The organism is Corynebacterium sp. HMSC074E01, from assembly GCF_001808885.1.
Classification (GTDB): Bacteria; Actinomycetota; Actinomycetes; order Mycobacteriales; family Mycobacteriaceae; genus Corynebacterium.
Genome location: NZ_KV794847.1, coordinates 118,566 through 144,040, shown reverse-complemented (window position 1 = coordinate 144,040; position 25,475 = coordinate 118,566). Strand labels below are relative to the sequence as shown.

23 protein-coding genes are annotated in these 25,475 nt (G+C 61.6%); 11 read left to right on the top strand and 12 right to left on the bottom strand.

The genetic code is table 11. The features are described 5' to 3' along the window. Positions 1–2 precede the first annotated feature (2 nt). The 4 genes from glgX (at position 3) to HMPREF2537_RS06675 (ending at position 5,491) form a co-directional block, all read left to right on the top strand. A complete protein-coding gene (gene glgX / locus HMPREF2537_RS06690) occupies positions 3–2,231 on the top strand; it encodes a glycogen debranching protein GlgX (RefSeq protein ID WP_070526803.1) in 2,229 nt (742 codons plus the stop codon). Positions 2,232–2,284: 53 nt separating this feature from the next. Further along, positions 2,285–3,676 (top strand): 3'-5' exonuclease, encoded by a 1,392-nt coding sequence (locus HMPREF2537_RS06685; RefSeq protein WP_070526800.1) that lies wholly within the window; start codon positions 2,285–2,287, stop codon positions 3,674–3,676. 123 nt (positions 3,677–3,799) lie between these two features. Beyond that, a complete protein-coding gene (locus HMPREF2537_RS06680) occupies positions 3,800–4,435 on the top strand; it encodes a hypothetical protein (RefSeq protein WP_246818706.1) in 636 nt (211 codons plus the stop codon). A 51-nt stretch (positions 4,436–4,486) separates the two neighbouring features. Beyond that, on the top strand, positions 4,487–5,491 hold the full coding sequence (locus HMPREF2537_RS06675) for a GTP pyrophosphokinase (RefSeq protein WP_070526795.1): 1,005 nt from the start codon (positions 4,487–4,489) through the stop codon (positions 5,489–5,491). On the opposite strand, the gene HMPREF2537_RS06670 is transcribed toward HMPREF2537_RS06675, so the two are convergent. From HMPREF2537_RS06670 to ilvA, 4 genes are read right to left on the bottom strand one after another with little or no spacing between them, the layout of a single operon-like run. After that, positions 5,488–5,874 carry an RNA-binding S4 domain-containing protein gene (locus HMPREF2537_RS06670; protein WP_010190494.1) on the bottom strand — a complete coding sequence of 129 codons (387 nt, stop codon included), beginning with the start codon at positions 5,872–5,874 and terminating at the stop codon, positions 5,488–5,490. The two genes, HMPREF2537_RS06675 and HMPREF2537_RS06670, sit on opposite strands and share 4 nt — an antisense overlap. 6 nt (positions 5,875–5,880) lie before the next feature. Beyond that, positions 5,881–6,117, bottom strand: coding sequence for a hypothetical protein (locus HMPREF2537_RS06665; protein WP_070526793.1), 237 nt, complete (start codon positions 6,115–6,117; stop codon positions 5,881–5,883). Positions 6,118–6,151: 34 nt separating this feature from the next. Next, on the bottom strand, positions 6,152–6,790 hold the full coding sequence (locus HMPREF2537_RS06660) for a YigZ family protein (protein WP_070526791.1): 639 nt from the start codon (positions 6,788–6,790) through the stop codon (positions 6,152–6,154). Continuing rightward, positions 6,790–8,073, bottom strand: coding sequence for a threonine ammonia-lyase IlvA (gene ilvA, locus HMPREF2537_RS06655; RefSeq protein ID WP_070526789.1), 1,284 nt, complete (start codon positions 8,071–8,073; stop codon positions 6,790–6,792). The genes HMPREF2537_RS06660 and ilvA overlap by 1 nt, the downstream gene beginning before the upstream one ends. Before the next feature lie 178 nt (positions 8,074–8,251). Between ilvA and HMPREF2537_RS06650 the strand changes: the two genes are divergently transcribed. Continuing rightward, positions 8,252–10,177, top strand: coding sequence for a choice-of-anchor I family protein (locus HMPREF2537_RS06650; RefSeq protein WP_070527575.1), 1,926 nt, complete (start codon positions 8,252–8,254; stop codon positions 10,175–10,177). A 105-nt stretch (positions 10,178–10,282) separates the two neighbouring features. Next, positions 10,283–10,705, top strand: coding sequence for a hypothetical protein (locus tag HMPREF2537_RS06645; RefSeq protein ID WP_070526786.1), 423 nt, complete (start codon positions 10,283–10,285; stop codon positions 10,703–10,705). A gap of 90 nt (positions 10,706–10,795) precedes the next feature. Here HMPREF2537_RS06645 and HMPREF2537_RS06640 read toward each other — a convergent pair whose 3' ends face one another. Both HMPREF2537_RS06640 and dnaE read right to left on the bottom strand, forming a co-directional pair. Beyond that, positions 10,796–11,992: a cobalamin-independent methionine synthase II family protein gene (locus HMPREF2537_RS06640; protein WP_070526783.1), complete on the bottom strand. Its 1,197-nt coding sequence runs from the start codon at positions 11,990–11,992 to the stop codon at positions 10,796–10,798. A 112-nt stretch (positions 11,993–12,104) separates the two neighbouring features. Next, a complete protein-coding gene (gene dnaE, locus HMPREF2537_RS06635) occupies positions 12,105–15,680 on the bottom strand; it encodes a DNA polymerase III subunit alpha (protein ID WP_070527571.1) in 3,576 nt (1,191 codons plus the stop codon). 65 nt (positions 15,681–15,745) lie between these two features. Here dnaE and rarD point away from each other — a divergent pair, with 65 nt between their 5' ends. Continuing rightward, positions 15,746–16,642 carry an EamA family transporter RarD gene (gene rarD / locus HMPREF2537_RS06630; RefSeq protein WP_070526780.1) on the top strand — a complete coding sequence of 299 codons (897 nt, stop codon included), beginning with the start codon at positions 15,746–15,748 and terminating at the stop codon, positions 16,640–16,642. A 3-nt stretch (positions 16,643–16,645) separates the two neighbouring features. Here the strand turns inward: rarD and HMPREF2537_RS06625 are convergent, their stop codons facing one another. The 4 genes from HMPREF2537_RS06625 to lspA are packed head-to-tail and all read right to left on the bottom strand — an operon-like array spanning position 16,646 to position 18,983. Continuing rightward, positions 16,646–16,915, bottom strand: a complete 270-nt coding sequence (locus HMPREF2537_RS06625; RefSeq protein ID WP_070526777.1) for a permease — start codon at positions 16,913–16,915, stop codon at positions 16,646–16,648. A gap of 33 nt (positions 16,916–16,948) precedes the next feature. Beyond that, positions 16,949–17,548, bottom strand: a complete 600-nt coding sequence (locus HMPREF2537_RS06620) for a hypothetical protein (RefSeq protein ID WP_070526773.1) — start codon at positions 17,546–17,548, stop codon at positions 16,949–16,951. After that, entirely contained in the window at positions 17,545–18,468 is a 924-nt protein-coding gene (locus HMPREF2537_RS06615; protein ID WP_070526770.1) for an RluA family pseudouridine synthase, read from the bottom strand. Before HMPREF2537_RS06615 ends, HMPREF2537_RS06620 begins: the two co-directional genes overlap by 4 nt. Then, positions 18,468–18,983, bottom strand: coding sequence for a signal peptidase II (gene lspA, locus HMPREF2537_RS06610; protein WP_070526767.1), 516 nt, complete (start codon positions 18,981–18,983; stop codon positions 18,468–18,470). The genes HMPREF2537_RS06615 and lspA overlap by 1 nt, the downstream gene beginning before the upstream one ends. Positions 18,984–19,015: 32 nt before the next feature. On the opposite strand from lspA, the gene HMPREF2537_RS06605 reads away from it, so the two are divergent. Next, positions 19,016–19,963 (top strand): hypothetical protein, encoded by a 948-nt coding sequence (locus tag HMPREF2537_RS06605; RefSeq protein ID WP_070526764.1) that lies wholly within the window; start codon positions 19,016–19,018, stop codon positions 19,961–19,963. 127 nt (positions 19,964–20,090) lie between these two features. On the opposite strand, the gene HMPREF2537_RS06600 is transcribed toward HMPREF2537_RS06605, so the two are convergent. Beyond that, a complete protein-coding gene (locus tag HMPREF2537_RS06600; RefSeq protein WP_070526761.1) occupies positions 20,091–20,723 on the bottom strand; it encodes a WKL family lipoprotein in 633 nt (210 codons plus the stop codon). A 106-nt stretch (positions 20,724–20,829) separates the two neighbouring features. Between HMPREF2537_RS06600 and HMPREF2537_RS06595 the strand changes: the two genes are divergently transcribed. Beyond that, positions 20,830–21,765 (top strand): asparaginase, encoded by a 936-nt coding sequence (locus HMPREF2537_RS06595; RefSeq protein ID WP_070526758.1) that lies wholly within the window; start codon positions 20,830–20,832, stop codon positions 21,763–21,765. On the opposite strand, the gene HMPREF2537_RS06590 is transcribed toward HMPREF2537_RS06595, so the two are convergent. Then, positions 21,762–23,207, bottom strand: coding sequence for a DNA polymerase IV (locus HMPREF2537_RS06590; RefSeq protein ID WP_070526755.1), 1,446 nt, complete (start codon positions 23,205–23,207; stop codon positions 21,762–21,764). The two genes, HMPREF2537_RS06595 and HMPREF2537_RS06590, sit on opposite strands and share 4 nt — an antisense overlap. Before the next feature lie 150 nt (positions 23,208–23,357). Between HMPREF2537_RS06590 and HMPREF2537_RS06585 the strand changes: the two genes are divergently transcribed. Both HMPREF2537_RS06585 and HMPREF2537_RS06580 read left to right on the top strand, forming a co-directional pair. Then, positions 23,358–23,999 (top strand): GntR family transcriptional regulator, encoded by a 642-nt coding sequence (locus HMPREF2537_RS06585; protein ID WP_070526751.1) that lies wholly within the window; start codon positions 23,358–23,360, stop codon positions 23,997–23,999. A 182-nt stretch (positions 24,000–24,181) separates the two neighbouring features. Next, positions 24,182–25,366, top strand: coding sequence for an MFS transporter (locus HMPREF2537_RS06580; RefSeq protein WP_210383635.1), 1,185 nt, complete (start codon positions 24,182–24,184; stop codon positions 25,364–25,366). Positions 25,367–25,475: the final 109 nt, after the last annotated feature.

Sequence of the window (25,475 nt, the reverse complement as noted above, 5' to 3'; positions counted from 1 at the left end):
TCATGACTGAGACCCGTGCTGACCTAACGCTATCTCGCCAGGTGTGGCCTGGTTCCCCCTCCCCTCTCGGCTCCACCTTTGATGGAGCCGGTACTAATTTTGCTATCTTTTCCGAAATCGCCGAGAAGGTTGAGCTCTGCCTCATTGACCAGGACGGCAACGAAGAACGCATCGAATTAACCGAGATCACCGCCCACGTCTGGCACGCCTACCTCCCGAACGTCAGCCCCGGGCAGCGCTACGGATACCGCATCCACGGCCCGTATGAGCCAGAACATGGTCTGCGCTGCGATCCCTCAAAACTTCTTGTCGATCCTTATGCTCGCGCCTTCGACGGCGACTTTGATGGGGATCCCTCGCTGTACTCCTACGATATCTTCGCAGAGGAACCCGGCACCGGCCGCAACCAGGATGACTCCTTGGGCCACACCATGCTCTCCGTGGTCATCAACCCGTTCTTCGAGTGGCACGGCGACAACCGTCCGCATACCCCGGATAATGAAACAATTATCTACGAAGCCCACGTCAAGGGCATGACGATGACGCACCCGGATGTGCCGGAGAAGCTTCGCGGCACCTATGCCGGCATGGCGCACCCGGCGATCATCAACTACTTCAAGGACTTGGGAGTGACAGCCGTCGAGCTGCTGCCGGTTCACCAGTTCTTGCAGGATGATCGCCTGCGCCAGCTGGACCTGCGCAACTACTGGGGTTATAACACCTTCGGGTTCTTCGCCCCGCATGCTGACTATGCCTACGCTAAGAAGCCCGGCGAGGTAGTTGCTGAATTCAAGGCCATGGTTCGTGCCTTCCATGAGGCTGGAATCGAGATCATCCTCGATGTGGTCTACAACCACACCGCCGAAGGCAACCACATGGGCCCCACCATCGCCTTCCGTGGCATTGATAACCACGCCTACTACCGCTTGGTTGATGACAATCCCGAGCACTACATGGACTACACCGGCACCGGTAACTCCCTAAATGTCCGTCACCCGCACTCCCTCCAGCTCATTATGGATTCGCTTCGTTACTGGGTGACGGAGATGCGCGTGGATGGCTTCCGCTTCGACCTCGCTTCCACTCTGGCGCGCGAGCTGGATGACGTCGACAAGCTGGCTACCTTCTTCGATTTGGTTCAGCAGGACCCGGTGGTCTCCAAGGTCAAGCTCATCGCCGAACCTTGGGACGTGGGCCATAACGGATACCAAGTTGGTAACTTCCCTCCCATCTGGAGCGAGTGGAACGGCAAGTACCGCGATACCGTCCGTGATTTCTGGCGCGGGGAGCCGGCGACCATGGGTGAATTTGCCTCACGCCTGACCGGCTCCTCCGATCTCTATGCCAATAACGGCCGCCGCCCCACCGCGTCTATCAACTTCATCACCGCCCATGACGGCTTTACGCTGCGCGATTTGGTGTCCTATAACGAAAAACACAATTCCGAGAACAGTGAAGACAATCGCGACGGTGAGTCCCACAACCGCTCGTGGAACCATGGCGTGGAGGGGCCGACTGACGACGAAGAGATTAAGAAGCTCCGGCGCCGCCAAGTCCGCAATTTCCTCACTACCCTCCTGCTATCCCAGGGCACCCCGATGTTGTGCCACGGTGATGAGCTGGGCCGCACCCAGAACGGCAATAACAACGTGTATTGCCAGGACAACGAGATTTCCTGGATCGATTGGTCGATGCTGAAGCAGGAAAAGAACAGCGCCATGCACGGCTTTACCAAGCGCCTCATCAACATCCGCAAGAACCACCCGGTGTTCCGCCGCCAGCGTTTCTTGGCTGGTGGCCCCTTCGGCTCTGAGGTGAAGGACCGCGATATTGCCTGGCTCGTGCCCTCCGGCAAACTCATGACCCCGCAGGACTGGGATTTTGAGTTCGGCAAGGCCCTCATGGTCTACCTCAACGGTAACGCGATTACGGAAACCACCGCCCGCGGTGAACGCATTACGGATGATTCCTTCATCATGATTTTCAACGCTCACCACGAAGACATCGAATTCACACTGCCCAAGAAGGACCTGGGTGCTAGTTGGCGGCTCATCGTCGACACCTCTGATTCCGGTGGCTATCCGGACGAGGAGAAGCTCATCGCGGCCGAAGGGTCCATCGTGGTGCAACCGCGCACGACGCTGATTCTGCGCCAGACTGAGCCCCCGGTTTTCGACGACAGCGATGACTCTGCACAATCCGCTGCCACGGCAGCAGCAACTGATAGCTAGACTGCACTCCACCGTCTGCAGTCCACCATCAACCCCGTCCTTGAAAGGAAACCGTGTCCTATACCGCCCACGGTGCCGTCATTGATGTCACCACCGATGCCCTCACCGTCCACCGCTCCCAGCTTTCCGCTTCCCTTGGCGCCCCAGCTCGCGAGACTCTCTCCTTGGCTGATGCCACGGGCGTGGAGTGCACGGAACCGACGGCAACCGGGTTTGGGCAGGTCATAGTGCGCGGCACGAGCAATTCTGCGGGGACTGGTGAGGACACGGTTATCCGCTTTGCGCCGGGTCAAGATGCGGCGGCATTCGCCCGCGCGGTTGAGGCAGCGCTGCGCGGGGAAGCACCGGCTGCCAGCACCGGCGTGCAGGGGCTGGACTTCACCGCCGTCGATGTGGAAACCGCCAACGATAACTGGGGCTCGGTCTGCCAGATCGGTGCGGTCCGCTTCCGCGACGGCGAAGAAACCGAGTCCCGCACGTGGCTGTGTACTCCCCCTCCGGGACTCGAGCACTTCGACGAGGTCAACATCAGCATCCACGGCATCACGGCGGAGGACGTTGCTGATGCTTCACCCTTCGCTGATGCTGCTGCCGAGCTCTTCGAGTTCCTCGGCACGGACACGCTGGTGGCCCACAACGCGCAATTCGATTCCACGGCCCTGCGCAGTGGCCTCAAGAAGGCCGACGCGCCGGTGCCAGAAGTTCGCTTAGCGTGTTCCCTGGCACTGGCCCGCGATGCCTCCCGTGCGGGCGTCATCGACGTGGCGAACCATAAGCTTCCCACCGTCGCCTCCTGCCTCGGTGCCGAGGATTTCCGCCATCACGAGGCCACAGCCGATGCCCGCGCGGCGGGCGAGATTGTCAGTGCCCTGGCGCAGCGCTTTGGCTACTCGGGAAGCATCGAGGACTTATTCACCTCCCGTGATTTTGCACTGGGCACGTTGAGCGAGGAGTCCATCATCCCGGTCCTGCGCGCCAACACCGCTCCGCTCTCCGCGGCCGACTTGGGCGCCGGTACGGATTTCCGCGACAAGACGCGCATGGCAGGCACAGCCTCGGGCTCGAAGAAAAACAAAAAGAGCTCCGCCGCTAAGGAGCGCCGCGGTCCGGCCCCGTGGCAATCCGTATCTACTCCGGACACCATCCCGGATCCTAATCCTGATGCGGATCCGGAAGGCGCGCTATTTGGTCAGAATGTCACCCTCACCGGTGACTTCGAGCCTTTCGACAAGGGCCTTTTGTGGTCCAAGATTGCTGAACGCGGCGGCCAGGTGGGCAAGAACGTCACGAAGAAGACCACCATCCTGGTCGTGGGCCAGTGGGCTACCAAAACCTCTAAAGAAAAGCGCGCTGAGGAGCTGCAGGGCAAAGGCCAGGACATCGCAATCTGGCAGACGGACAAGCTGTTGGAGGAGCTGCAGCTTGATGAAGCTCCGCCGTTCTAACCTGCGTATCTGTTGAGCACGGAGGCGCAAAGCATCAAGGCTCTAGCGCGTGGTGGGTTTTCTCCGAACTAGTGGGAACCTGTGGGCATAAAGTGCAGTCCAATAAGGGCAAGGAACCTGCACTTGCCTACCTTTTGGAGTAAATCCACCATGACCATCGCGCTGCCCACCTCCCTCCGCATCGACCACCTGCTCCCCTCGCTCTGCCCGAGCGAAGAGCTCAACGGAGTCAAGCTCTGTGATGATGGCTTCGGTGATTCACCTGCTAGCCTCCAGCTATCGCGCACGCTATCGATGTCCTTGGTGCACGGCACGGGCGCTGAAGCCAAGCGCGTGAGCCAGCGCGCTGTGGACGATATGGGGTTGACCGTGCGCCAAGCGTGGGATACTGCCGCGCTGAATCTGCAACGCCGCGCACTGACGCAGCAGGGGCTGCGTTTCTTTACCCGGCCTGCTGAGCTCGGACTCAGTAGAGCGGAAAGCGGCCTCGAGGTGCGGGTGCATCGCTGCGCTGTCTCGTCGTGGTTGGCTCACCCGCAGGCCTTCGTTATCCTAAACAATCATCTGCAGCGGCTTAGCCAGGCTCGGAGCATTACCTACCTCGTGCCTGATGCACACACTCTCTACGCGCTGCTCAACGTTTCCCCGCCGCGCGCCACGGAACTGGCCTACCGCGCGGCCGAATTGCGCCCGCGCCATCGACCACCGCTGAGCTTGCAACCACTAGTATTGGCTAACGGCTTCCCACTGGAGGTATAGAAAACACCCCCAAACTCCCCCCGCCGTGGCCGAAAGGAGTCACGTTTCACGATGGCTGAATCATCCATGTCCCGCCTGAGCAACCAGTACCATTCCTGGGTACACGCGCACCCCACCGCGGCGCAGGATTTCCGCGATGCCATCGAGGACTTGCTTAACGACGCCGGCATTATCTTCGACCGCGTAGCAACCCGAGTCAAGCAGTGGCCTTCTCTCAAGGCCAAAGCGAAGAAGCGCCGCGATAACGGCGAGCTGATGTACCCGAAGCCATGGGAAGATATCCACGATGTTTTGGGCGTGCGAATCACCGTCTTCCACTCCACAGTTATCCCGGAAGCCCTGGAGGTTTTGGGAGAAACCTTTGCCGTACTGCGCTCGGTGGATAAGGCGGCGGAAACACGGATTTCTGGTGGTTTTGGGTATGGCTCGCACCATTTGGTGCTGACGGTGTCCGAGGACAGCGCCACCACGCTGGAGGAACTTGAGCCTTATATCGGCTGGACCTTCGAGATTCAAATCCGCACGGTGCTACAACACGCCTGGGCAGAATTTGAGCACGATATCCGGTACAAGCAGGGCCCGAACCCGCCTTCCCCACAGGTGGATCGCCTCTTCACACTGGCTGCGGGCCTCATTGAGCTGGCGGACCAGCAATTCGATGAGATCGCCGCACTCAAAGCCCCCAGTTCTGAGGCAGGCGATGACGTAGAAATTACAGCTGAGACCCTCCCTGGCGTCCTCGCCATTATTCTGGGCAACCGCTTCCCGCGTTCACGCTCGGAGCATTATCGCTTCCTTGCCGAGTTGCTCGAAAACAACGGCATCACACGCTTGAGCCAGCTCAAGCAGCTGCTCGACGATGACGCCATCGCCCACGTGCACGACGCCATGCACTACCGCTTCCGCCCAGGCCAGGTCAGGCTTATCGACGACCTGCTGCTCAACAAATTCGGCCCCCAGCACATCGAGGCCACGGCCGAGGCCGGTGACCGCAAAGACCGCAAGCGCCGCTTGAACGCGCGCTTGAAGGCCTTAAAGAACTTCCGGAATAATTAGCGGAATCCACCGCGGAATTTCTCCATCTGCCGGCGTTCTTTCTTCGTCGGGCGGCCAGCACCGCGCGGTCGGACCGGAACGGAGGGCATAAACTCTTTCGGCGGTGGCGGCGGGGCATGGTCGATATAACAGGTGCGCGCAATCGGGGCGCCCACGCGCTTGGACACGGTGGCTAGCACCTCAAGGTCATGCTCGTGGTGGTTGCGCCACACGCGCACGCGGTCGCCGGGCACAACCTGCTGCGCGGGCTTGGTGGCGTTGCCATTGAGTTTGACGTGCCCGGCGCGCACGGCGGTGGCGGCCTCCGAGCGAGTCTTGAACATGCGCACGGACCAGACCCAAGCATCAATACGTACGGGCCGCCCGTCGGGCTGATTCACCATGAGCTTTTACAGGTTGTGGTTCTCGTTCACGATCTTCTGGATTTTGACCCAGTTGTACACGCCACCCACCACGGCGACGATGAGGCCAATGGCCATCCAGGTCCAGAAGCTGGTAAGTGCCCAGCCCAGGAGCACACCGCCGGCGACGCCGCCCACGACGCAGATAGCTCCGTTGCGTGCATGGGTACGCACGGCTTGCTTGCGTTGCTCAATGGGGTTGTTGGGGCGTCGCTGCATAGTCATGGGGCTCATTCTACATGGCCCGAATCCCGCGGCCTTAAAGCTCCACCCAGGCAGTTCCAGCTTCCTTTGGCTCTACCCCACCCTGGGTCAGCGCGGCGAGCGTCGCCGCGAGCTCCTCCTCGCCGCCGGGCTCAACGGACACGGTGAAGGTCACTGCCTGGCAGTAGTCGGTATCCACCATGTCCACACCGCGGTTGCGCAGCTCCGCCTCCAACCGGCCGGCCTCCGCGTGGGAAACCTCGACAGTATAGAGCTCGCGCAAGGCGCGCGTGACGTGCTCAACTTGCTCCATGGTCTCACTGACGGCACCGCCGTAGGCGTGAACGAGCCCGCCCGCGCCCAGCTTGATGCCGCCGAAGTAGCGCACCACGACCGCGCAAATATCGAGCAGTCCGGAGCCCTTCAAAACATCGAGCATTGGCTTGCCCGCCGTGCCGGAAGGCTCGCCGTCATCAGACGATCGCTCCACTGGATTCGAGCCATCGACGTGGTAAATGTACGCCGAGCAGTGGTGGCGGGCGTCGGGGAAGCGGTCGCGGGCGGCGTCGATAAGCGCGCGTGCTTCCTCTTCATTCGTGGCGCGGCCAATGAGGGTGATAAACCGCGAACGTTTGATCTCAATCTCGTGTTCAACGATGTCACCGGCGACGGGGCGCTGATAGCTCTCCAGCATTATGCGACGAGGAAGTCATACTCGGGGGTACCTGGCTTAAGTTGCTGGCAATTGAGCTTCGACTTCTCCATGCGCTCCAGCAGTCCGTCTATACCTGCAGCGCTACCCAATTCGATGCCCACCAGCGCAGCGCCGGTCTCACGGTTATTGCGCTTGAGGTACTCGAACAGCGTAATGTCATCTTCCGGGCCAAGAACATCCTGCAGGAAGTGGCGCAGCTGGCCGGGCTCCTGCGGGAAATTCACCAGGAAGTAGTGCTTGAGTCCACGGTGCACCAGGGAGCGCTCCATGATTTCGGCGTAGCGCAGCACGTCATTGTTGCCGCCGGAAATCACGCAGACCACCGTTGAACCCGGCTGCAGGTTGAGCGTGCGCAGGCCGGTCACGCTCAGCGCGCCGGCGGGCTCGGCGATAATGCCCTCGTTTTGGTACAACGCCAACTGCTCCGTGCAGACGGCGCCTTCGGAGACGGTGTCATGGTGCAGGCGGCCCTGGTTGGCTTCCAGAATCTGGAAGGGCAGCTCGCCGATGCGCTTGACGGCAGCACCATCGACGAAGGGATCAACGGTCTCCAGGGTCACGGGCTCACCAGCAGCGAACGCTGCGCTTAGCGACGCCGCCCCCGCCGGCTCAATGCCCACCACCGCCGTACGCGGGGCCATGTCGGCGAGGTAGGAGGTGATGCCGGAGATGAGGCCGCCACCGCCCACGGGGACCACCACGGTATCGAGGGATTTACCGATCGAAGACAGCTGGGAGACGATTTCGGCGGCCACAGTTCCTTGGCCGGTAACGGTATCGCGCGAATCGAAAGGCTCGATGAAGAAGGCGCCGCGCTCCGCTGCATCCGCGTGCGCAGCAGCTGCTGCCTCGTCGAAATTGGCGCCGGTGACAACGAGTTCCACGAGGTCGCCGCCGTGGACCAGGATGCGGTCGCGTTTTTGTTTCGGGGTCGGTTCCGGCACGTAGATCTTGCCGTGGATTCCCATGGTGCGGCAGGCATAAGCCACGCCCTGGGCGTGGTTGCCCGCCGACGCCGTAACGATACCTTGCGTCCGCTGCTCTTCGCTGAGGTTTGACATGCCATAGATGGCTCCGCGGATCTTGTAGGAGCGCACATCTTGTAGATCCTCGCGCTTTAAGTACACCTCATAGCCGGTTTCCTGGGACAGTCGCGGGCAGTATTGCAGCGGGGTCGGGGCAATCTCCGAGCTAATTCGCGATTGGGCCAGTTGGATATCAGAGGCGTGGATTGGCTCGAAGTCTTGCGGGGTGCTTGTCATGGTGGCTCATTTTAGCGCCCCACCATTCTTTCGTCGCGCATTACCTAGCATTCGACCGATTCACTGAACGTTTACCTAGATCTCGCTTGGCCGCAACGCTCTGTTCCCCAAAGGTGTCATGGGCGGCACGTACGGTGATGCGGAGTCTTTTTCGTCTCGCTTCAAGGAGTCTTTCTCAATGTCTCGCTCTATCTCCCGCCGCTCTCTCGCGCTCTGCGTGGCGACCGCAACCAGCCTCAGCGTGGCCGTACCGGCCTCCTCGGCCGCGATTGTGAACAACGTCATCGAGCACTCGGCGGCAGACGCCAGCCTCAAGCTCACCCCGGTTGGCACCTATGAGTCCGGTGTATACGCGGAGTCGGCCGCGGAGATCGTGGCCTTCCACCCGAACTCCAAGCGCATCCTTACGGTCAATGCGCACGCTGGTCAAATCGATGTCCTCGACGCTTCCGATCCGGCCAAGCCCACCTTAATCGGCTCTATCTCTGCTGGTGAGGGCAAGGAAATCAACTCCGTAGTCGTGCGCCCCGATGGCCTAGCCGTGGCCGCCGTCCAGCAGGCGGACAAGACCGAGGACGGCGAAGCACTGTTCTTCAACGCCGCGGCCACGGACCTGGATACCGCCGAATTGGGCCGCGTGATGGTGGGCGCATTGCCGGATAACGTCCACCTCACCGCAGATGGTGGCTACGCGCTGGTGGCTAACGAAGGCGAGCCCTCCAATGAGCTCAACGCCGAGGGCACCGACTACGTCACGGACCCGGAAGGCTCCGTCTCCGTTATCAAGCTGCCGAAGGCTGTTGAGGCTCCAACCCAGGCGGATGCCCGCATCGCTGGATTCACGGCTTTCGACGGCCAGCCTCTGCCGGAGGGCGTACGAGTTTTCGGCCCCGCTGGCCATGACTCCAAGCCTTCTATTGACTTTGAGCCGGAGTACATCACCTCCCAGGATGGCAAGGCCTTCGTGACACTGCAGGAGGCCAACGCCATCGGTGTCATCGATATTGAATCTGCCACGGTGGAGAAGACCCTGCCTGCCCACATTGCGGATCACTCGCAGGTCCCGCTGGACCCCTCGAACAAGGATGATGCGGCCGAGCTCCGCACGATCCCGGTCAAGGGCCTGTCCATGCCAGATTCCATCGGTGCCTTCACCGCTGGTGGTCAGACCTACTTTGCCACCGCGAACGAGGGTGATGCCCGCGAGTGGGGTATCAAGGAAAAGGACGGCGGCTCCGGCGCCTACACCGATGAGGTGGAGCTCAAGGACGTGGTCGAGGATGGCCAGGTGTGCGAGGGCGCGCTGGGCGACGTCGACCTGGACAAGCTCGCCGACAAGAAGGAAGCCGGCAACCTGAAGTTGAGCAACGCCTCAGGCTGGAACGAAGAGAAGGGCTGCTTCGACGAGCTCTATGCCTACGGCTCCCGCTCCTTCAGCATCTACGACGCGGAGGGCAACGTTGTCTTCGACTCCGGCGCCGAGTTCGAAAAGATCACCGCCGAGCTCAACGAGCCGGGTATCTTCCACCACAACGCCGACAACGAAGAAGCAACGTTCGATGATCGCTCTGATAACAAGGGCCCAGAGCCAGAGGCCCTGACCATCGGCACCGTTGGGAAGCGTACATATGCCTTCATCGGCGCCGAGCGCGTTGGCGGCATCTTCGTCTACGACGTCACCGACCCCTCCAACGCTTCCTTCGTCACCTATGTCAACAACCGCGACTTCTCCACTGATGAGTTCGCTGCTGCCGGCGACTTGGGTCCGGAGGGCTTTGCCTTCGTCGACAAGGCAGACTCCCCCAACGGCGAGCACCTGCTCATCGTGGGCAACGAGGTCTCCGGAACCACCACCGTCTACAATGTTGAGGACCTGCTCAATGCCGACGAGGACGACGAGGATACTGCTGGCGACTACGACGACGAAGACAAGAGCAGTCAGAGCTCCCACTCCTCCACCGCGACCATCGCCCTCGGTTCTATCATCGGAGTCATCGCCGCTGTGGCTGCCGCGGTAGGCCTGCTGAATGCCCCGGGTGTCCGCGAAACAGTTCTCAGCCTTGCCCCGGCACCGCTGCGCGAGCAACTGGAGAAGTTCCTATAAAACCTTTGTCGTTAAGGGGAGGGCTGCTACATTTAGATGGGCTTGTAACGAGCCGGACCTTTTATGCAGCTCTCATAACCGCCTTACTAAGGAGAACATCTCATCATGCGTCTTTCCGCCTCCCTCGTCGCTGTATGCGCCACGACCATGGCCTTAGCTACTCCGCTTGCGGCAGCTAACGACTCAACTGCAGACTCCAACGGTAGCTCGCTGTCCGTAGGTAACCTCGATGTCTCGCACTCCTCCCAAGCAAAAGAGGACACCGCGCCAGAAAAGGGCACATCTCCAGAGACGGACCCCGAAAAAGCAAAGAAAGCTGCGGAAGATGCTGCTTGGGGAAAGATGCCAGAGTGGTTGCAGTCCGCCCGCCCGAGTGACACAACCAAGGAAGTCGTCGCCTGGCTGACCACAATTTTTGGTTTGGTAGCCGCTGGGGTCAACGCGTTGGTCCTTGTCGCTAAGGCTAACCCTTCTATCCTTGACGGCCCACGAGATTTCCTCAAAAGCCACGGTATCACCGTGAACTAGCACTTTTCACTGCACGAAAAAGGCGGCTGCGACATTGCGTCACAGCCGCCTTTTATTGGATGGAATCAATCGCAGCCAAGCTGGATAGACTTAAAACAGCTCCTCGGTGGCAATCTGGGCACCTTCTACGAGGGACTCCAGCTTGGCCCACGCGATCTGGCGGTGCAAACGGCCGCCGAGGCCGCAGTCCGTCGATGCAATCACGTTTTCCGGGCCCACCAATTCAGCAAACTGGATGATGCGGTCCGCCACCAAGCGCGGATGCTCCACAGCATTCGTGGAGTGCGAAACCACACCCGGGTAGATCACAGTGCCCTCCGGCAGCTTGTGGTCCTTCCACACGCGCCACTCGTGCGCATGACGCGGCGAGGCCCCCTCGAAGGAGAAGCCACCAACCTTGGCCTGCAGGATCTCTTCAATGATGTCCTCGAAAGGAATATCCGTCACGTGCGGGCCATGCCAGGAGCCCCAGCAGATGTGCAGGCGGGTCTGCTCACGCGGGATGTCCTTGATGGACTCGTTGAGAATCTCAATACGCTCGCGCAGGAAGGCCTGGAAATCCTCGACCGTCGGCTCCGGGACCACCGAGTCCCAAGCTTCGGCCAGATCCGGAGCATCGAACTGGACGGTCAGACCGGCATCGGTGATGGCCTTGTACTCCACCTTGAGCGCCTCACCGCAAGCACGAACAAGGTCGGTTTCATCCTCGTAGTACTTATTAGGCAGACGTGCCGCAGCACCCGGGGACAGGGCGGCGACGAAGCCTTCGGTACCTTCGGGAAGGGCGTCGGCAAGCAGTTTCACGTCCGCCTCGACCTGCTCCTGGCCGATGTAGGTAACCGGGCCGGTGAACTCCGGGTTGGCTACCTTCTTGCGGCCGGTAAAGATACCCGAATCCGGATCGTTATAGGCCTCGGCGAACAGGGCGCGGTCGCGGCGGTCCTTCATCGAGGAAAGGCGAATCTTGCCTGGCTCGGAACGAATCTTGTCACCGATTTCCCAGCGGTCCTTGTCCGTCATGGTCAGACCACCCAGGCGGGTAAAGGAGTAGTTCCACCACGCGCCGTAGTCCACGGCGCCGGAGGTGATGTGGCCGTATTCGCCCTCGTTGATGATGTCGATGCCGAGATCGACTTGGCGCTTGACGACGTCTGCGACCGAGCGTTCCAGAATCTCGTGGAACTTCTCATCGGAGATGGTGCCTGCGGAGCGCTCGAGGTTAGCTTCCAGCAGCTCCTTCGTGCGCGGCAGCGAGCCAACGTGGGTGGTGCGGATCTTATTGACCATGAGGAAACGGTCTCCCTTTCAACTAGACTGTGCTGTCTAGCGTAACCCACGGGCGAGGCGCAGCCCGCTTCATTCTGTACTTTTATTCAGCACCCGAACGAAGCATGCTGTCTCAGCCCAGGATGCCGGCGCCCATCGTCGCCTTGAGATCACCCATGAGGTTGCTGGAGCGCTCCACACGCAAGTGCTCGCCAAGGACCATCATGGTGGACTCTTCGCCGTCGACAAGCGTTAGGTACACGTCCGACTCGCCCTTGTTGTTGACCAGGACCTGCTTCAGCCGTGCGATGTTGTCCATCGTGCACTGATCCGTGCGCATAGTCAGCCGCAGTGGCAGGCCAGCACCGTTGCCAGGGCCCAAGTCAGGAACGCGAATATCGGAGCAGAACAGGGACATGCGCTCATCGCGGATCTTCACCTGGACCTTGGCCAGGATGATGTTGTCTTCTGCAATCTGCGGGGCCACCAGGGAGTAGACCTGATTGAACACGAGGATATCTACCTGCGCGCCGTTGTGGTCCTCGATGCTCACAATGGCCCAGGGCGAACCATCGCGCTTGGAAAAGCGCCTGTCAACACCCGAAATGATGCCGCCAATCACCAACTCTTGGCCGTTGCCCACCTCACCGTTGAGGATCTTCGTAATCGGTGTATCGGTCTGCGCGTTCAGGGCTTCCTCAAAACCATCGAGCGGGTGGCCGGACACATACAGGCCCAGCATCTCCCTTTCCAAAGCCAGCTCGTGCTTGCGGTCCCAGTTCTCGTCTGGGATATCGATGGCGAAGGCGGAGACAGAGTCACCTTGTTCATCGCCACCGCCGAAGCCAGCGAAGAGATCGAATTGGCCCTTGTCGGCCGCCTTCTTAGTCGTCTGGACCGAATCGACGGCGTCTTCATGGATGAGCATGAGGCCCTTGCGCGGATGCTCCATGGAATCGAAGGCACCGGCCTTGATGAGGGATTCGGTGACGCGCTTCGAACAGGCCGCCAGCTCAATCTTGTCCAGGTAGTCGGAGAAGGATGTGAAAGCACCTTTCTCGCGGCGGGTCTTCACGATGGAATCCACCACTTCCCCACCAACGTTGCGGATAGCGCCCATGCCGAAACGAATATCCTCGCCCACGGCCTGGAAGGTCTCCACCGACTCGTTGACATCTGGGGAGAGCACGCGGATGCCCAGATGGCGGCAGTCAGCCAGGTAGATGGCGGACTTGTCCTTCTTGTCACCCACCGAGGTCAGCAGCGCGGCCATGTATTCCGGCGCATAGTAGGCCTTGAGGTAGGCCGTCCAGAAGGACACCAAACCATAACCGGCGGCGTGGGACTTGTTGAACGCGTAGGAGGCGAAGGGCTCAATGGTGCCCCACAGAGCGTCCATCGCTTCCTTGGAGTAGCCGTTATCCTTCATGCCGCCCCAGAACTTGTCATATTGCTGGGCCAGCACTTCCGGCTTCTTCTTACCCATGGCCTTGCGGAAGCCGTCTGCCTCGCCGGCGGTGTAGTTCGCCACCTTCTGCGAGATACGCATGATCTGCTCCTGGTACACAATGAGGCCATAGGTCTCATCCAGGATTTCCTTGAGCGGCTCCTCCAGCTCGGGGTGAATTGGGGTAATTTCCTTGCGGCCGTTCTTGCGGTCGGCATAATCCCAGTGCGCGTTCACACCCATCGGGCCCGGGCGGTAGAGCGCCAGCGACGCCACGATGTCCTTAAAGCCCGTTGGCTTCATGCGCTTGAGCAGCTCCTGCATGCCGCCCGAGTCGAGCTGGAACACGCCCAGCGTATCGCCGCGCGAGAGCAGGTCATAAACCTTCGAGGCATTCGGGTCGTCGGCATGGAGGTCTTCTAAGTGGACTTCCTCGCCGCGGTTCTTCTTGATGTTTTCCAGGCAGTCACCAATCACGGTGAGGTTGCGCAGGCCCAAAAAGTCCATCTTCAGCAGGCCGATGGCCTCACAGGCCGGGTAGTCCCAGCCGGTGATGTAGGCGCCGTCGGCTGGGCGCTTCCACATCGGGATGTGGTCCATGAGCCGGACCGAGGCCATAATCACCGCGCAGGCATGCACGCCGGCCTGACGGACCACGCCCTCGAGGCCGCGGGCGGTCTCGTAGATCTTCTTGACGTCCGGGTCAGTCTCAATCATCTGCCGGACCTCGGTCGCCTCCGAGTAGCGCTCGTGCTCCGGGTCCATGATGCCGGCGAGCGGGATGTCCTTGGCCATGATGGCGGGCGGGAGGGCGCCGTTGATGCGGTCCGCCATCTGGAAGCCCGGCTGGCCAAAGTGCACCTTGGCGGAGTCCTTAATGGCCTGCTTGGTCTTCACGGTGCCGAAGGTGATCACCTGGGCAACCTTGTCCTCGCCCCAGCGTTCGGCGGCATAGGTAATCATTTCACCACGGCGGCGGTCATCGAAGTCGATATCGATATCCGGTGCAGAGGGGCGCTCTGGGTTCAGGAATCGCTCGAAGAGCAGACCGTGCTCGATGGGATCAATATTGGTAATCGTTAGCGCATAGGCCACGAGTGCACCAGCCGCCGAACCACGTCCCGGGCCGACGCGAATGCCGATGGAACGCGCATGTTTGATGAGCTCGGCCACGATGAGGAAGTAGGAGGGGTAGCCCTTCATATCGATGACGCTGATCTCGTACTCGGCGCGGTCGATGTACTCCTGCGGGACATCCCCACCGTTGAAGCGATCCTTCAGGCCCTCCATCACCTCGTGGGTCAGCCAGGAGGTTGGGGTGTAGCCTTCGGGGACGTCGGCAATCGGCATGCGATCGTGGGTGTGCTCCTCCCAAATCACGCCGTAGTCCTGCACGCGCTCCGCAATCCACAGGGTGTTATCGCAAGCCTCCGGCACCATATGATCCCACAGCTCACGCATCTGCGCGGCGGACTTGATGTAGTAGCCGGTGCCGTCGAACTTGAAGCGGTCCGGATCCATGAAGGTCTTACCGGTCTGCACGCAGAGCATGGCCTCGTGGGAAGGGGCCTGGGATTCCAGCACGTAGTGGCAATCATTGGTCACCAACGGCGGCAGGTCCAGCTTGCGGCCGATCTCCAGCAGGCCATCGCGCGTGCGCTTCTCGATGTCCAGCCCATGGTCCATGAGCTCCAAGAAGAAATTGTCCTTGCCATAGATGTCCTGCCACATCGCGGCAGCTTCTAGAGCCTCGTTGAACTGACCCAAGCGCAGGCGGGTCTGCACATCACCCGACGGGCAACCGGTGGTCGCGATAATGCCCTCGGCGTGCTCAGCAATGAGCTCCGCGTCCATGCGCGGCCACTTACCCAACTGGCCCTCATAGGACGCCAAGGAGGAAAGCTTGAACAGGTTGCGCAGGCCGGTCTCATTTTCCGCCAGCATGGTCTGGTGCAGATAGGCACCGGAGGCGGAGACATCATCGCGCTTCTGGTCCGGGGTGCCCCACAGCACGCGCTTCTTGTTGAAGCGCGACTCAGGCGCCAGGTAGGCCTCGATGCCGATGATGGGTTTCACCCCGGCGCTTGTCATCCTTTGGTAGAAGGCATTGGAACCGTACATGTTGCCGTGGTCAGTCATGCCGACTGCCGGCATACCTTGGCGGAGCACCTCATCAGCCAACATATCCACCTTGGCCATGCCGTCCAGCATGGAGAATTCGGTGTGGTTGTGCAGGTGGACGAAGGAGGAGTTTTTGGCCATGCGGCTCATCTTAGCGGGGACGTCAAGCTTCGCCCGTAGCTCCTCGCTGAGGTACATTTTCTTAAATGTTCTACACCATTGCTGCCTATCTCATGTGGGGCTTCTTCCCGGCGTTTTTCCCGCTGCTGCGCCCCGCCAGCCCTTTCGAGATCTTGGCCCACCGCATCGTGTGGACCGCGGTTCTTGTCACCGCAATGCTCCTGGTGACCGGCGGCTGGCGCGAGTTACGAGCGTTCAGCTTGCGCACCTGGGGGTGGATGCTCGCCTGCGGCGTGGCCATCACCATCAACTGGGGTACCTACGTCATCGCCATCAACAGCGACCACGTGGCCGATGCCGCACTTGGTTATTTCATCAACCCGCTTGTCTCCGTGGCCCTAGGAATCATCTTCCTCAAGGAAAAGCTGACGAAGGCGCAGGTGGCGTCGGTCAGCATCGCCTTCATCGCCGTGTTGTGGCTGACCTTCATGACCGGCCAGGCCCCCTATTATTCGCTGGCCTTGGCATTCAGCTTCGGAATCTATGGCTTGCTCAAGAAACGCATCACGGTCTCGTCGATGGGCTCCGTGGCCGCGGAAACCTTGGTCATGCTCCCCTTCGCGCTGATCTACCTGGGCTACCTGCAGGCACAGGGCGAATCCACCTTCACTACCGAAGGGCCCGGGCACATCGCACTGCTGATTACCTCCGGCCTCGTCACCGCCCTCCCGCTGCTGTGTTTCGCCCAGGGCGCTAAGCACCTGCGCCTGTCTACCCTCGGCATGCTGCAGTACATGACCCCCATCATGCAGATGCTGTGGGCATTGTTCGTCACCCAAGAGCACATGTCCACCGAGCGGTGGATCGGCTTTGCCATCATCTGGGTAGCGGTCATCATCTACCTGGCGGACTTGGTGCGCATGGGCCGCGCTTCTCGACGCCGCGCCCGCCTCCACCCCGCCGACGCATCACCCACTGCTTAAGGACTAGCGGCGCTTCAGCTCTTCGCGCGCCTCCCGAGCCTGAGCGCGCCGGGCAGATTCCTCGCGCGCGTTGAGCGCCCACCGCGGCATGAGGATGGCCATGGCGATGCAATAGATGGCCACCACGATGAGAATGCCGAAGGTGAGCTTGTCCGCTCCCCAGATCCCTTGCGCGATGGCGGCCCCGGAGGCGATGAACGCGCCCGCCCACATCAACAGATACGCAAAGCGGTAGTTCGGCGGCCACTCGGAGGTGTTGGGAAACAGGCGCATGTCTTCTCCTTGGCTGTTTTAGCGGTAGCTGTTCTAACGGTTCTCATTCTGTCCAACATTGGCGGACGGGCGCACACCGAAGGAGCCCCATGCGGCATCCTCGGGAGCGACCTCCACGGTATCGACCCGCGGGTCGGTGGCGAGAGCGCGCAACTGACTCCCCCCGGAATACACCACGACTGCGTCGACCTCTGCTGGTGCCTCCTCCCCTATGTCACGGGCATGGTCGGCCACGCGGGACAGGACGGTATCGATGACGTCGGCGCGCGTGGCGCCAGCGACAGGTTCGGGAACTGCGATGGGGGCGGCCAATCCGATCACGATGGCGTCCATGCGCTCGGCGGGCTGCAGGGCGTCGCTCACGTCCTGGGGACTCAGCGGCTCCCGAAAGCCCACCAAGGCATAGGCCGGCTTATCTGCCTGCGCTAGTGAGGCCTCCGCGCGCTCGCGGTATTCAGCGGCGGTCTCGGTGCCATCCGGCCCCAATTGGTCTCCTTGCATCGCCGTGCGGGGTTGGGTGCCAAGGAGACCGAAAGCGAGAACTACCATTAGCGCCAGCGCGGCCAACAGCACCAGTGCCGCGGCCCGGCGGCGCCGGTAGATGCGCTGGCGGGTGCTCCGCTGCGGGCTCATCCGCGCAAAACCTCCACGGCGTGCTTCAGGTCCTCGGGATAAGGTGCAGGGCATTCAAACCACTTGCCAGTACCCGGGTGGGTAAATCCGAGCTCGACCGCGTGCAGCCACTGACGGTTAAGCCCCACGCGTTTGGCCAGGTTCGGGTCACATCCATACATCGGATCACCCACACAGGGATGCCCGGTGGCGGACATATGGACGCGGATCTGGTGGGTGCGGCCGGTCTCCAAATGAACCTCGAGGAGGCTGGCCTCGCGGAAGGCCTCCAGCAGCTTGTAATGTGTCACTGCTGGTTTGCCGTCATCGACGACCCCAAATTTCCAGCCCGCCGAAGGATGGCGGCCAATGGGTGCATCGATGGTTCCCACGATGGGATCCGGCAGGCCCTGGACCACGGCGTGATAGGTCTTCTGCACGGTGCGCTCACGGAAGGCGTTCTTGAGTTGGGAGTAGGCACGCTCGCTGGCGGCCACCACCATGACGCCGGAGGTTCCTACGTCGAGGCGGTGGACAATGCCCTTGCGTTCGGTAGGTCCGGCGTCGGCAAGCGCATAGCCCGCCGCCCTCAGCCCGCCAATGACGGTAGGGCCATCCCAACCCAACGTCGGGTGCGCGGCCACGCCCACTGGCTTGCACACACAGATGACGTCTTCGTCCGCGTAGAGGACATCCATGCCCTCCACCAGCTCCTCCTTGGGGATGAGTGGTTCCTCAGGCGCCGGCATCATGACGTCGATCCAGCCACCGGCATTTAAGCGCTCGGATTTACCCACTGCCACGCCGTCGATTTCCACATCCCCCGCAGCGCACAACTGGGCCACTCGGGCGCGGGAAATACCCAGGAGCTTGGCCAAGGCAGCGTCCACGCGCATGCCATCGAGGCCCTCGGGTACCGGCAATCTACGGCTTTCACGCATTACACTCCCCCTGCTTCCTGTTCTTCCGACTTCTCGTTCATCTCTGACCAGAACATCGCGATGATGAAAACCACGACACCACAGGTGATTGCCGCGTCCGCGATATTGAACACGGCGAAGCTGCCGACGGAGATATAGTCCACGACGTGCCCGAACCAAAACCCCGGTTCACGCACGAGGCGGTCGATGAAGTTGCCTAGGGCTCCGCCGGCGATCATTGCCAGCCCGACGGCCTGCCACTTGTCGTGGATACGCGGAGCGGCGATAGCAACTCCAACAACGAAAACCAGCTGGATGGTAGTGAACAACCACGTCGCGCCCTCCCCTCCCATGGAGAAGGCCGCACCAGGGTTAAACAAAAGGTAGAAGCGGAACCAGTCACCGAACACAGGTAGGGCTTCACCTTCGGTGAGAATGGACAGCATCAGCGCCTTCACGGCTTGGTCGACGGCGGCCACACCGAGCACCACCGCAACCATCACTCCGATATAACTCCTTGCTTTCACCCGTTCCATTCTAAACAGGCTCATCCGGTAATTTGGAATGCGTGTTTCGTGTGAGAGCTCTAGCAGTCCTGTCCGCCACCGTCCTGGGAGTAAGCGGCGCGCTCGCCGGCTGTTCCTATTCCCAGCCGGCCAAGCCAGTCGAAGAACCGGTCGGCTTGGCCCTCGATGCCCCGCGCGTCACCCTCTTGGAGCCCGGTGAGGGCGCCAGCCGCGTTCTGGCTTATCAGGATCTCGATGCTTCCCAGGAGCTGACCTACAAGGTCGCCACGGGCTTCGACCAGCAGCTGCGCAAGGATGGCAGCGCTGCCCCATCGCCGGCGGCCGAGGATAAGGTCACTCTTCCGCTGCAAGCTTCGGTGGAAGCTGCCACCGAGAACGTCGAAGGCCAACTTCCAGCCAGCCGCAACGCCTTCATCACCGTGGGCAAACCTGAGGCTGATGGCACGGACGTCACATCCGCTGAAGGCTTCCAATTTGGGTGGCGTGGTACAGATACCGGACAGATGAATTCTCTGCGTTTGGCGGCCCCGCAGGCAGCAACCGACCAGGCCCGCAGCACAGTCGAGCGCGCTATCACCAGCCTGACCTCCCTGCCCATCGTCTTCCCTGATGAGGAAATCGGCCCTGGTGCCCGGTGGATGGTGGAATCGCGCGTCACCGGTGAATCCACGCTGCTGCAAACCACGACCTATACCTTGGACAAGCTGGACGGGGATATCGCCACCCTCAGCGTCAAGGTGGAGCAGCGGCCTTCCCTGGGCGCGCTGTCCTTTGACGGCGCCGACGCCCCTGAAGAACTGCAGGGCAAAGAACTCAAGGTCTTGGACCACACATCCACCTCGGAGGGCTCGGTCACGGTTGATCTGACCAAGCCGCTTCCCACCGCCGGCGATGTCTCCGTAACCACCGCCATTTCTTATGGTGCGGAAGGCTCCGATCTCCGCGTGGTGCAGACCAGCGCCACCGATATGGAGTTCACAACCGACTAGCTAGCGCGCTCGGCGCCTATGCCACCGCACGCGGAAGCCGCGTCACGGTTTCCCGACAACACAGCGCCCACCACCTGACTGGCAGAAAAGCCAGTGGGTGGTGGGCGCTTAGGTTTCTCGGCCGAACTTACTGAGCCGGGGCCTCAGCGCTCTCTGCAGGCGCGTCGGCAGGGGCCTCCTCAGCAGGCGCTTCCTGGCCTTCATCGGGGGCGTCGGCAGGCGCCGCTGCGTCTTCCGGCACGGAATCGGCGCACATCTCCGGAACCTCTTCCGGCGGGACAATGTTGGTGACCAAGACACAAGCCCAGGTCTTAGACAGCTTCCATGTACCACCCTCGTTGATGAACTCCACCTGGTCGGCGGTCTGCTGCTGGCCATCCGGGGTATTGATGTGGACGGTCGCCAGCGCGGAATCCGGCACGAGGCCCGGGATGACCGGGGCCACAACCTCGAAGGTGGCACCGGATTCGGCCTGGGACTGCGACATGACGTCGAAAAGCTCCGGCGCCGTCTCACTACCCTGGACCAGCTGCACCTTTTCTTCCTGGGGAAGATTCGGGTCGGCTGCCTTGGCCAGAATCTCGTTGAGCTGCTCCACAGTGGGCATCTCGGTAGAGACAACCTGCGAGGCGGAGGTTTCGCCCGAAGGCTTGGCGGCGGTGCTGTTCTCGCTCGCTGCATCCTCAGAAGACGAGCAGGCAGACAGGACAGTCGCGGCACCCAGAGCCAGGACGGCGGCGCTCAGCTTGAAGGATTTCACAAATACTCCTCACGTAGGGGATCGTGGTTTATCCCTTTTACTCTAGCGTCCGCAAACCCAGCCCTGGGTTTCCCGCGCAGGTGCGTGGCTGTAGTAGCCTGCTGGCATGACGTTTGCCCTCATCGCCACCGGCGGCACCATCGCTTGTACGACGGTCCGTGACGGTTCCCTAGTTCCCACCGTCAGCGGTCAGCAGCTGGCCGCCTCTCTGGGCACTGACGCCGGCGCGCACGACATCGAAGTAGTGGAGTTCCGCGCACTAGATTCCAGCTCAATTACGCTGGCCGACCTCGATGAGCTCCTGTTGTGCGTTCGCGAACAGCTCGCCCGCCCGGACATTGACGGTGTGCTCATCACGCATGGCACGGATTCCTTGGAGGAGACCGCGCTGGCCTTGTCCCTTTTTGACGTGGGCGATGGCCCTATCGTGCTCACCGGCGCACAGCGCGCCTTCGACCACCCGTCCGGCGATGGCCCACGCAACCTGCGCGAGGCCTACGAGCTTCTGCGCTCCGGCAAGCCGGGCGTGTGGGTGCAGTTCGGCGGCAAGACCATTCCTGGTCGCGGCGTGCGCAAGTGGCACACTTCGCAGCTCAACGGCTTCGAGGAACTGCCGGTGGGAGACTCCGCCGTACCTCTCCTCCCCTTAGCGCCGATGGCCGGACATCCGGTTGAGATCATCGCAGCCTACCCGGGTGCCGGTGCCACGCTTGTCGACGCCTCCCTCCCCCACACCCGCGGCCTCGTCATCGAGGCCATGGGCTCCGGAAACATGGGCGCGGAAATGGGTGCCGGGGTGGCCCGCGCGCTGCAGGCGGGCATTCCCGTGGTGATCAGCACCCGAACCCCCTACGGGAATACCAAGCTGGCCTATGGCGGCGCTGGCGGTGGCGCCACCTTGGGAGAGATGGGCGCGGTGGCCGCCGGCGGATTCCGCGCCGGGCAAGCCCGCATTATGCTCGCCGCGGCACTCGCTACCGGCACGCCGGTGGCAGAGATGTTTAGCACTGCCCCCTCCGCCACGGCTTATACTGCGGGCTAGTTGTCCTCGCGTGGCGGGACCTCCACCGCCTCCTCAGGGTCGGCGTCTTCGTCCGGCGGAATGTCTTCCCAGGCCAAGGAGTTCAGCGGATCGGCCGGACGGAGGTTTTCATCCTCAGTCGCAAAAGAGCGCACAAACCCCGGGCCCGTAGCGCGGGTTTCAAAGCGGACGCTGACCACCCCGTGGCCCGCGCCCTGAATCCAGCCGTGGCCGAAATCGGGGTGATAAACGTCCTGAGTAGCGCGCCACCTGCGGCTCGACGATTCCTCGGCATCCGCCGTGGAGGAGACTTTGACCGGGGCGGACGTGCTGCCCGGCAGATAATCACTAACCCCGGTTTCATAGTCCGTGTCCGGGGCTTTGCGTACGATCTCACGGTCTAGTTCCGGGAAGAGCACGTCTTGGCGGGCCTCCTCCAACCCTGAATAGCTCACGCCCACCAGCCTGATGGGACCGAGTTCTTCTGGGTAGCGAGCCAAGCTCAGTGCTTTGGCTTCGAGCACCTTCAGATCATCGGTGGCATAGGGCAAGGTGGCTGAGCGTGACTCAATGTGAAAGTCCGCCATCCGCAGCTTCACCGTCACTGTGCGCGCGCCGCGCCCATCCTTGAGCAAACGGGAATGAGCGCCATGCGCCGCGCGGATTAGCGCCGCATCCACCTCCGCTGCCGTGCGCAAGTCGGTGGGATAGGTGAACTCGGTGGAGATTTGTTTGGCAATCGCACGCGGGGCAACGGGGCGCTCATCAATTCCTTGGGCAAGTTCCCACAACTGCACACCCACCACGTTGCCGAGTGAGATTTCGACTTCCTTGCGGCTCATCGCCGCTAGTTGGCCGATGGTCTCCACACCAATCGCGGCGAGCTTCTGCTGGGTGACCGGCCCCGCACCCCAGAGCTTGCCCACCGGCAGCGGGTGAATCAGCTCGTCGAAACGCTCGTGCGGGACAACGAAAGTGCCGTCCGGTTTCGCCTCTCCGGACGCAATCTTCGCGCTCTGCTTTCCCGCACCTGCACCGATAGAGCTGGGTAGGCCCGTCTCCGCTCTAATCACTCGGCGCAAGTTCTCCGACCAGTCGCGTACCTCCGCGGGCGTGGCTCCGAAGAGTGCTGCCGGTTCCATGAAGGCCTCATCGATGGAAAGCTGCTCGATGACCCCAGCGTGCTCCGCAATGATCCCAAATACCCGGCGCGAGGCCGCCGAATAGACTGCTCGGCGCGGTTGCACCACCACGGCTTGATACCCCACGAGCTGCTGCGCACGAAACATGGGCATGGCGGAATGCGCGCCATAAGCGCGCGCCTCATAGGACGCACCTGCAACGACTCCGCGGCCGGATGTCCCTCCTACCAGCACCGGCCGGCCGCGGAGGGTGGGGCGGGTGAGCTGCTCCACCGACGCAAAAAATGCATCCATGTCGATGTGAAGAACCCAGCGCTGCATAGCTACAAGTCTAAAACATATATTCGCATCAACAAGGAAGCCCTAGGCAGGCAAAGAGAACTAGCTCTCATGCACGGCAGGAGTGATCTATGCCCCACGATTGGCGCGTGACGCTAGACACCAAGCCCCGCATGCATGCATCATGTATGCATGCAAAAAGACAAGGTACCTGCCGCAGAAAGGGCCTATGAGCACCTCAAGCGCCGCATCATCGATGACGAGGTCGATGACTCGGACATGCTCTCCGAAGCCGCCCTTGCCGCCGAGCTAGGGATGAGCCGAACCCCGGTGCGCGAGGCTTTCCTCCGCTTGGAGGTGGAAGGCTTTTTAAAGCTCTACCCCAAACGCGGCGCGTTGGTCGTGCCCATCAGCCCCCGCGAAATCCGAGAGGTCTACGAGGCCCGCCTCCTCGTGGATGAAAACTCTGCCCGACACATCTGTGAGCTATCCACCGAGGAACGTGAACTCATTGCCGATGTCCTCGATGCCACCATCGATGAGCAAAGGGCAGCCCTCAACAATTCTGATTTGGGCACCTACACCCAACTAGACGCAAAGTTTCACCAGACCATCATGGACAACGGCGGCAACCGCCTGCTGGCGCACCTCGGCCACACGCTGCGCGAGCGCCAACAGCGATTTACCGCCACGGCCATTGGCCGCAGCGTTGAAAAGGCACGCGCCTTCGTAGCTCAACACGCCGTGCTTGCCGACGCCCTTCGCACCGGCGACATCGACTCCTACCTCACCGAACTCCACTCCCACCTCAACTCCTCAAGGAAGCAACTGTGACTGTCTCCGCGCATTCAAACCCGCTTGTCGAGGCGCCCGCTACCCAATCCGACGCCCGTACAGAAGCCAACACCATTGCTGAAAGCTCTGAAGGCACTGAAAGCTCAGTCTCCGCAGGCTCACCCATCCACTCCCCCGAAACTTCACTGTCAACGCGCGCGTGGTTCCCCGTCGCCGGTTCCATGATCGCCGTGGCGTGGGGCGGAAACGAGTTCACCCCGCTGCTAGTGATGTACCGCGAGACCTCGAATTTTTCCCAGGTTACGGTCAATGGGCTCTTGGCCGCATATGTCGTAGGTATTATCCCCGCCCTGTTGATTGGCGGCCCACTGTCTGATCTGCTTGGCCGCCGCCCCCTGCTGCTTCCCGCAGCACCGCTGTCATTGGCGGGCTCTTTCTTGCTATCCATCGCTCCTAACGAGCCACTCATCATTGCGTTGGGGCGTGTCCTGTGCGGCATGGCCTTGGGATTAGTCATGGCCGTGGGCTCAACCTGGATTACGGAGCTCATCACGCGTGCTGGCGGAGACCCGGCGGCAGGCGCTCGCAAGGCTTCCTTGTGCTTGACTGCAGGCTTCCTCGTCGGCGCAGGTATCGCTTCGGTACTCGCCCAGTGGGGTCCGTGGCCAACGCACACGGCTTATATCCTCCACATGCTGCTCACATTGCTGACCGCCGTGTGGATCCTGCATACCCCGGAGACCCGCCAGCCCACCCGGGGCGATGTCAAGACCACAGTCTTGGAACTTCGGGTGCGCGACATGCTGGAAATGCTGCATATCCCGGCCGTTGCTCACAAGCGTTTCCTGCGCGTCGTCGTCCCCGTGGCCCCGTGGGTATTCGGTTGCGCCGGAGCTGCCTATGCACTCCTGCCACAGCTCTTGTCCGATTCAGCAGGTGATGCCCCGATTGCTTTCTCCGGCCTGATGACTGTCATCACGCTGGGCTGCGGTGTCGCCGTCCAGATGGTGGGCCGACTCGTGGATACCCATCAGTCTGCGCGTGCTTCGGCACTGGCCATGTTCGTCATCACCGTCGGCGCCATCCTCGGGGCCTTCGCCGCCCACTCGCTCTCCCTGCCGCTCGGCATCGCCGCCGCCGCGACGATGGGTGCGGGATACGGCCTAGCTCTCGTCGCCGGTTTGTCTGAGGTCCAGCGCATCGCGGGCGAGCGCGAGCTCGCCGGCCTGACCGCCGTGTACTACTCCATTTCCTACACCGGCTTTTTCATCCCCATGGTCTTCAGCGCACTCGCGCCCTACATCGGTTTCACCGCGTTGTTCAGCATCGGTAGCTTCTTGGCACTGGTCTGCCTCATCAACGTCATCCTTGCCTGGCGCGCGCACCTGCCCGGCACCCGCCGCTAGCACCGCCCCACCAGTCGCGGCGCCCACCCCTGGGCCGCCCTGCGCTACCTGTGCACAGACACTAAAAGCTCCGCCTCCCACGTCCGGGAAGCGGAGCTTTTCTCTGTCC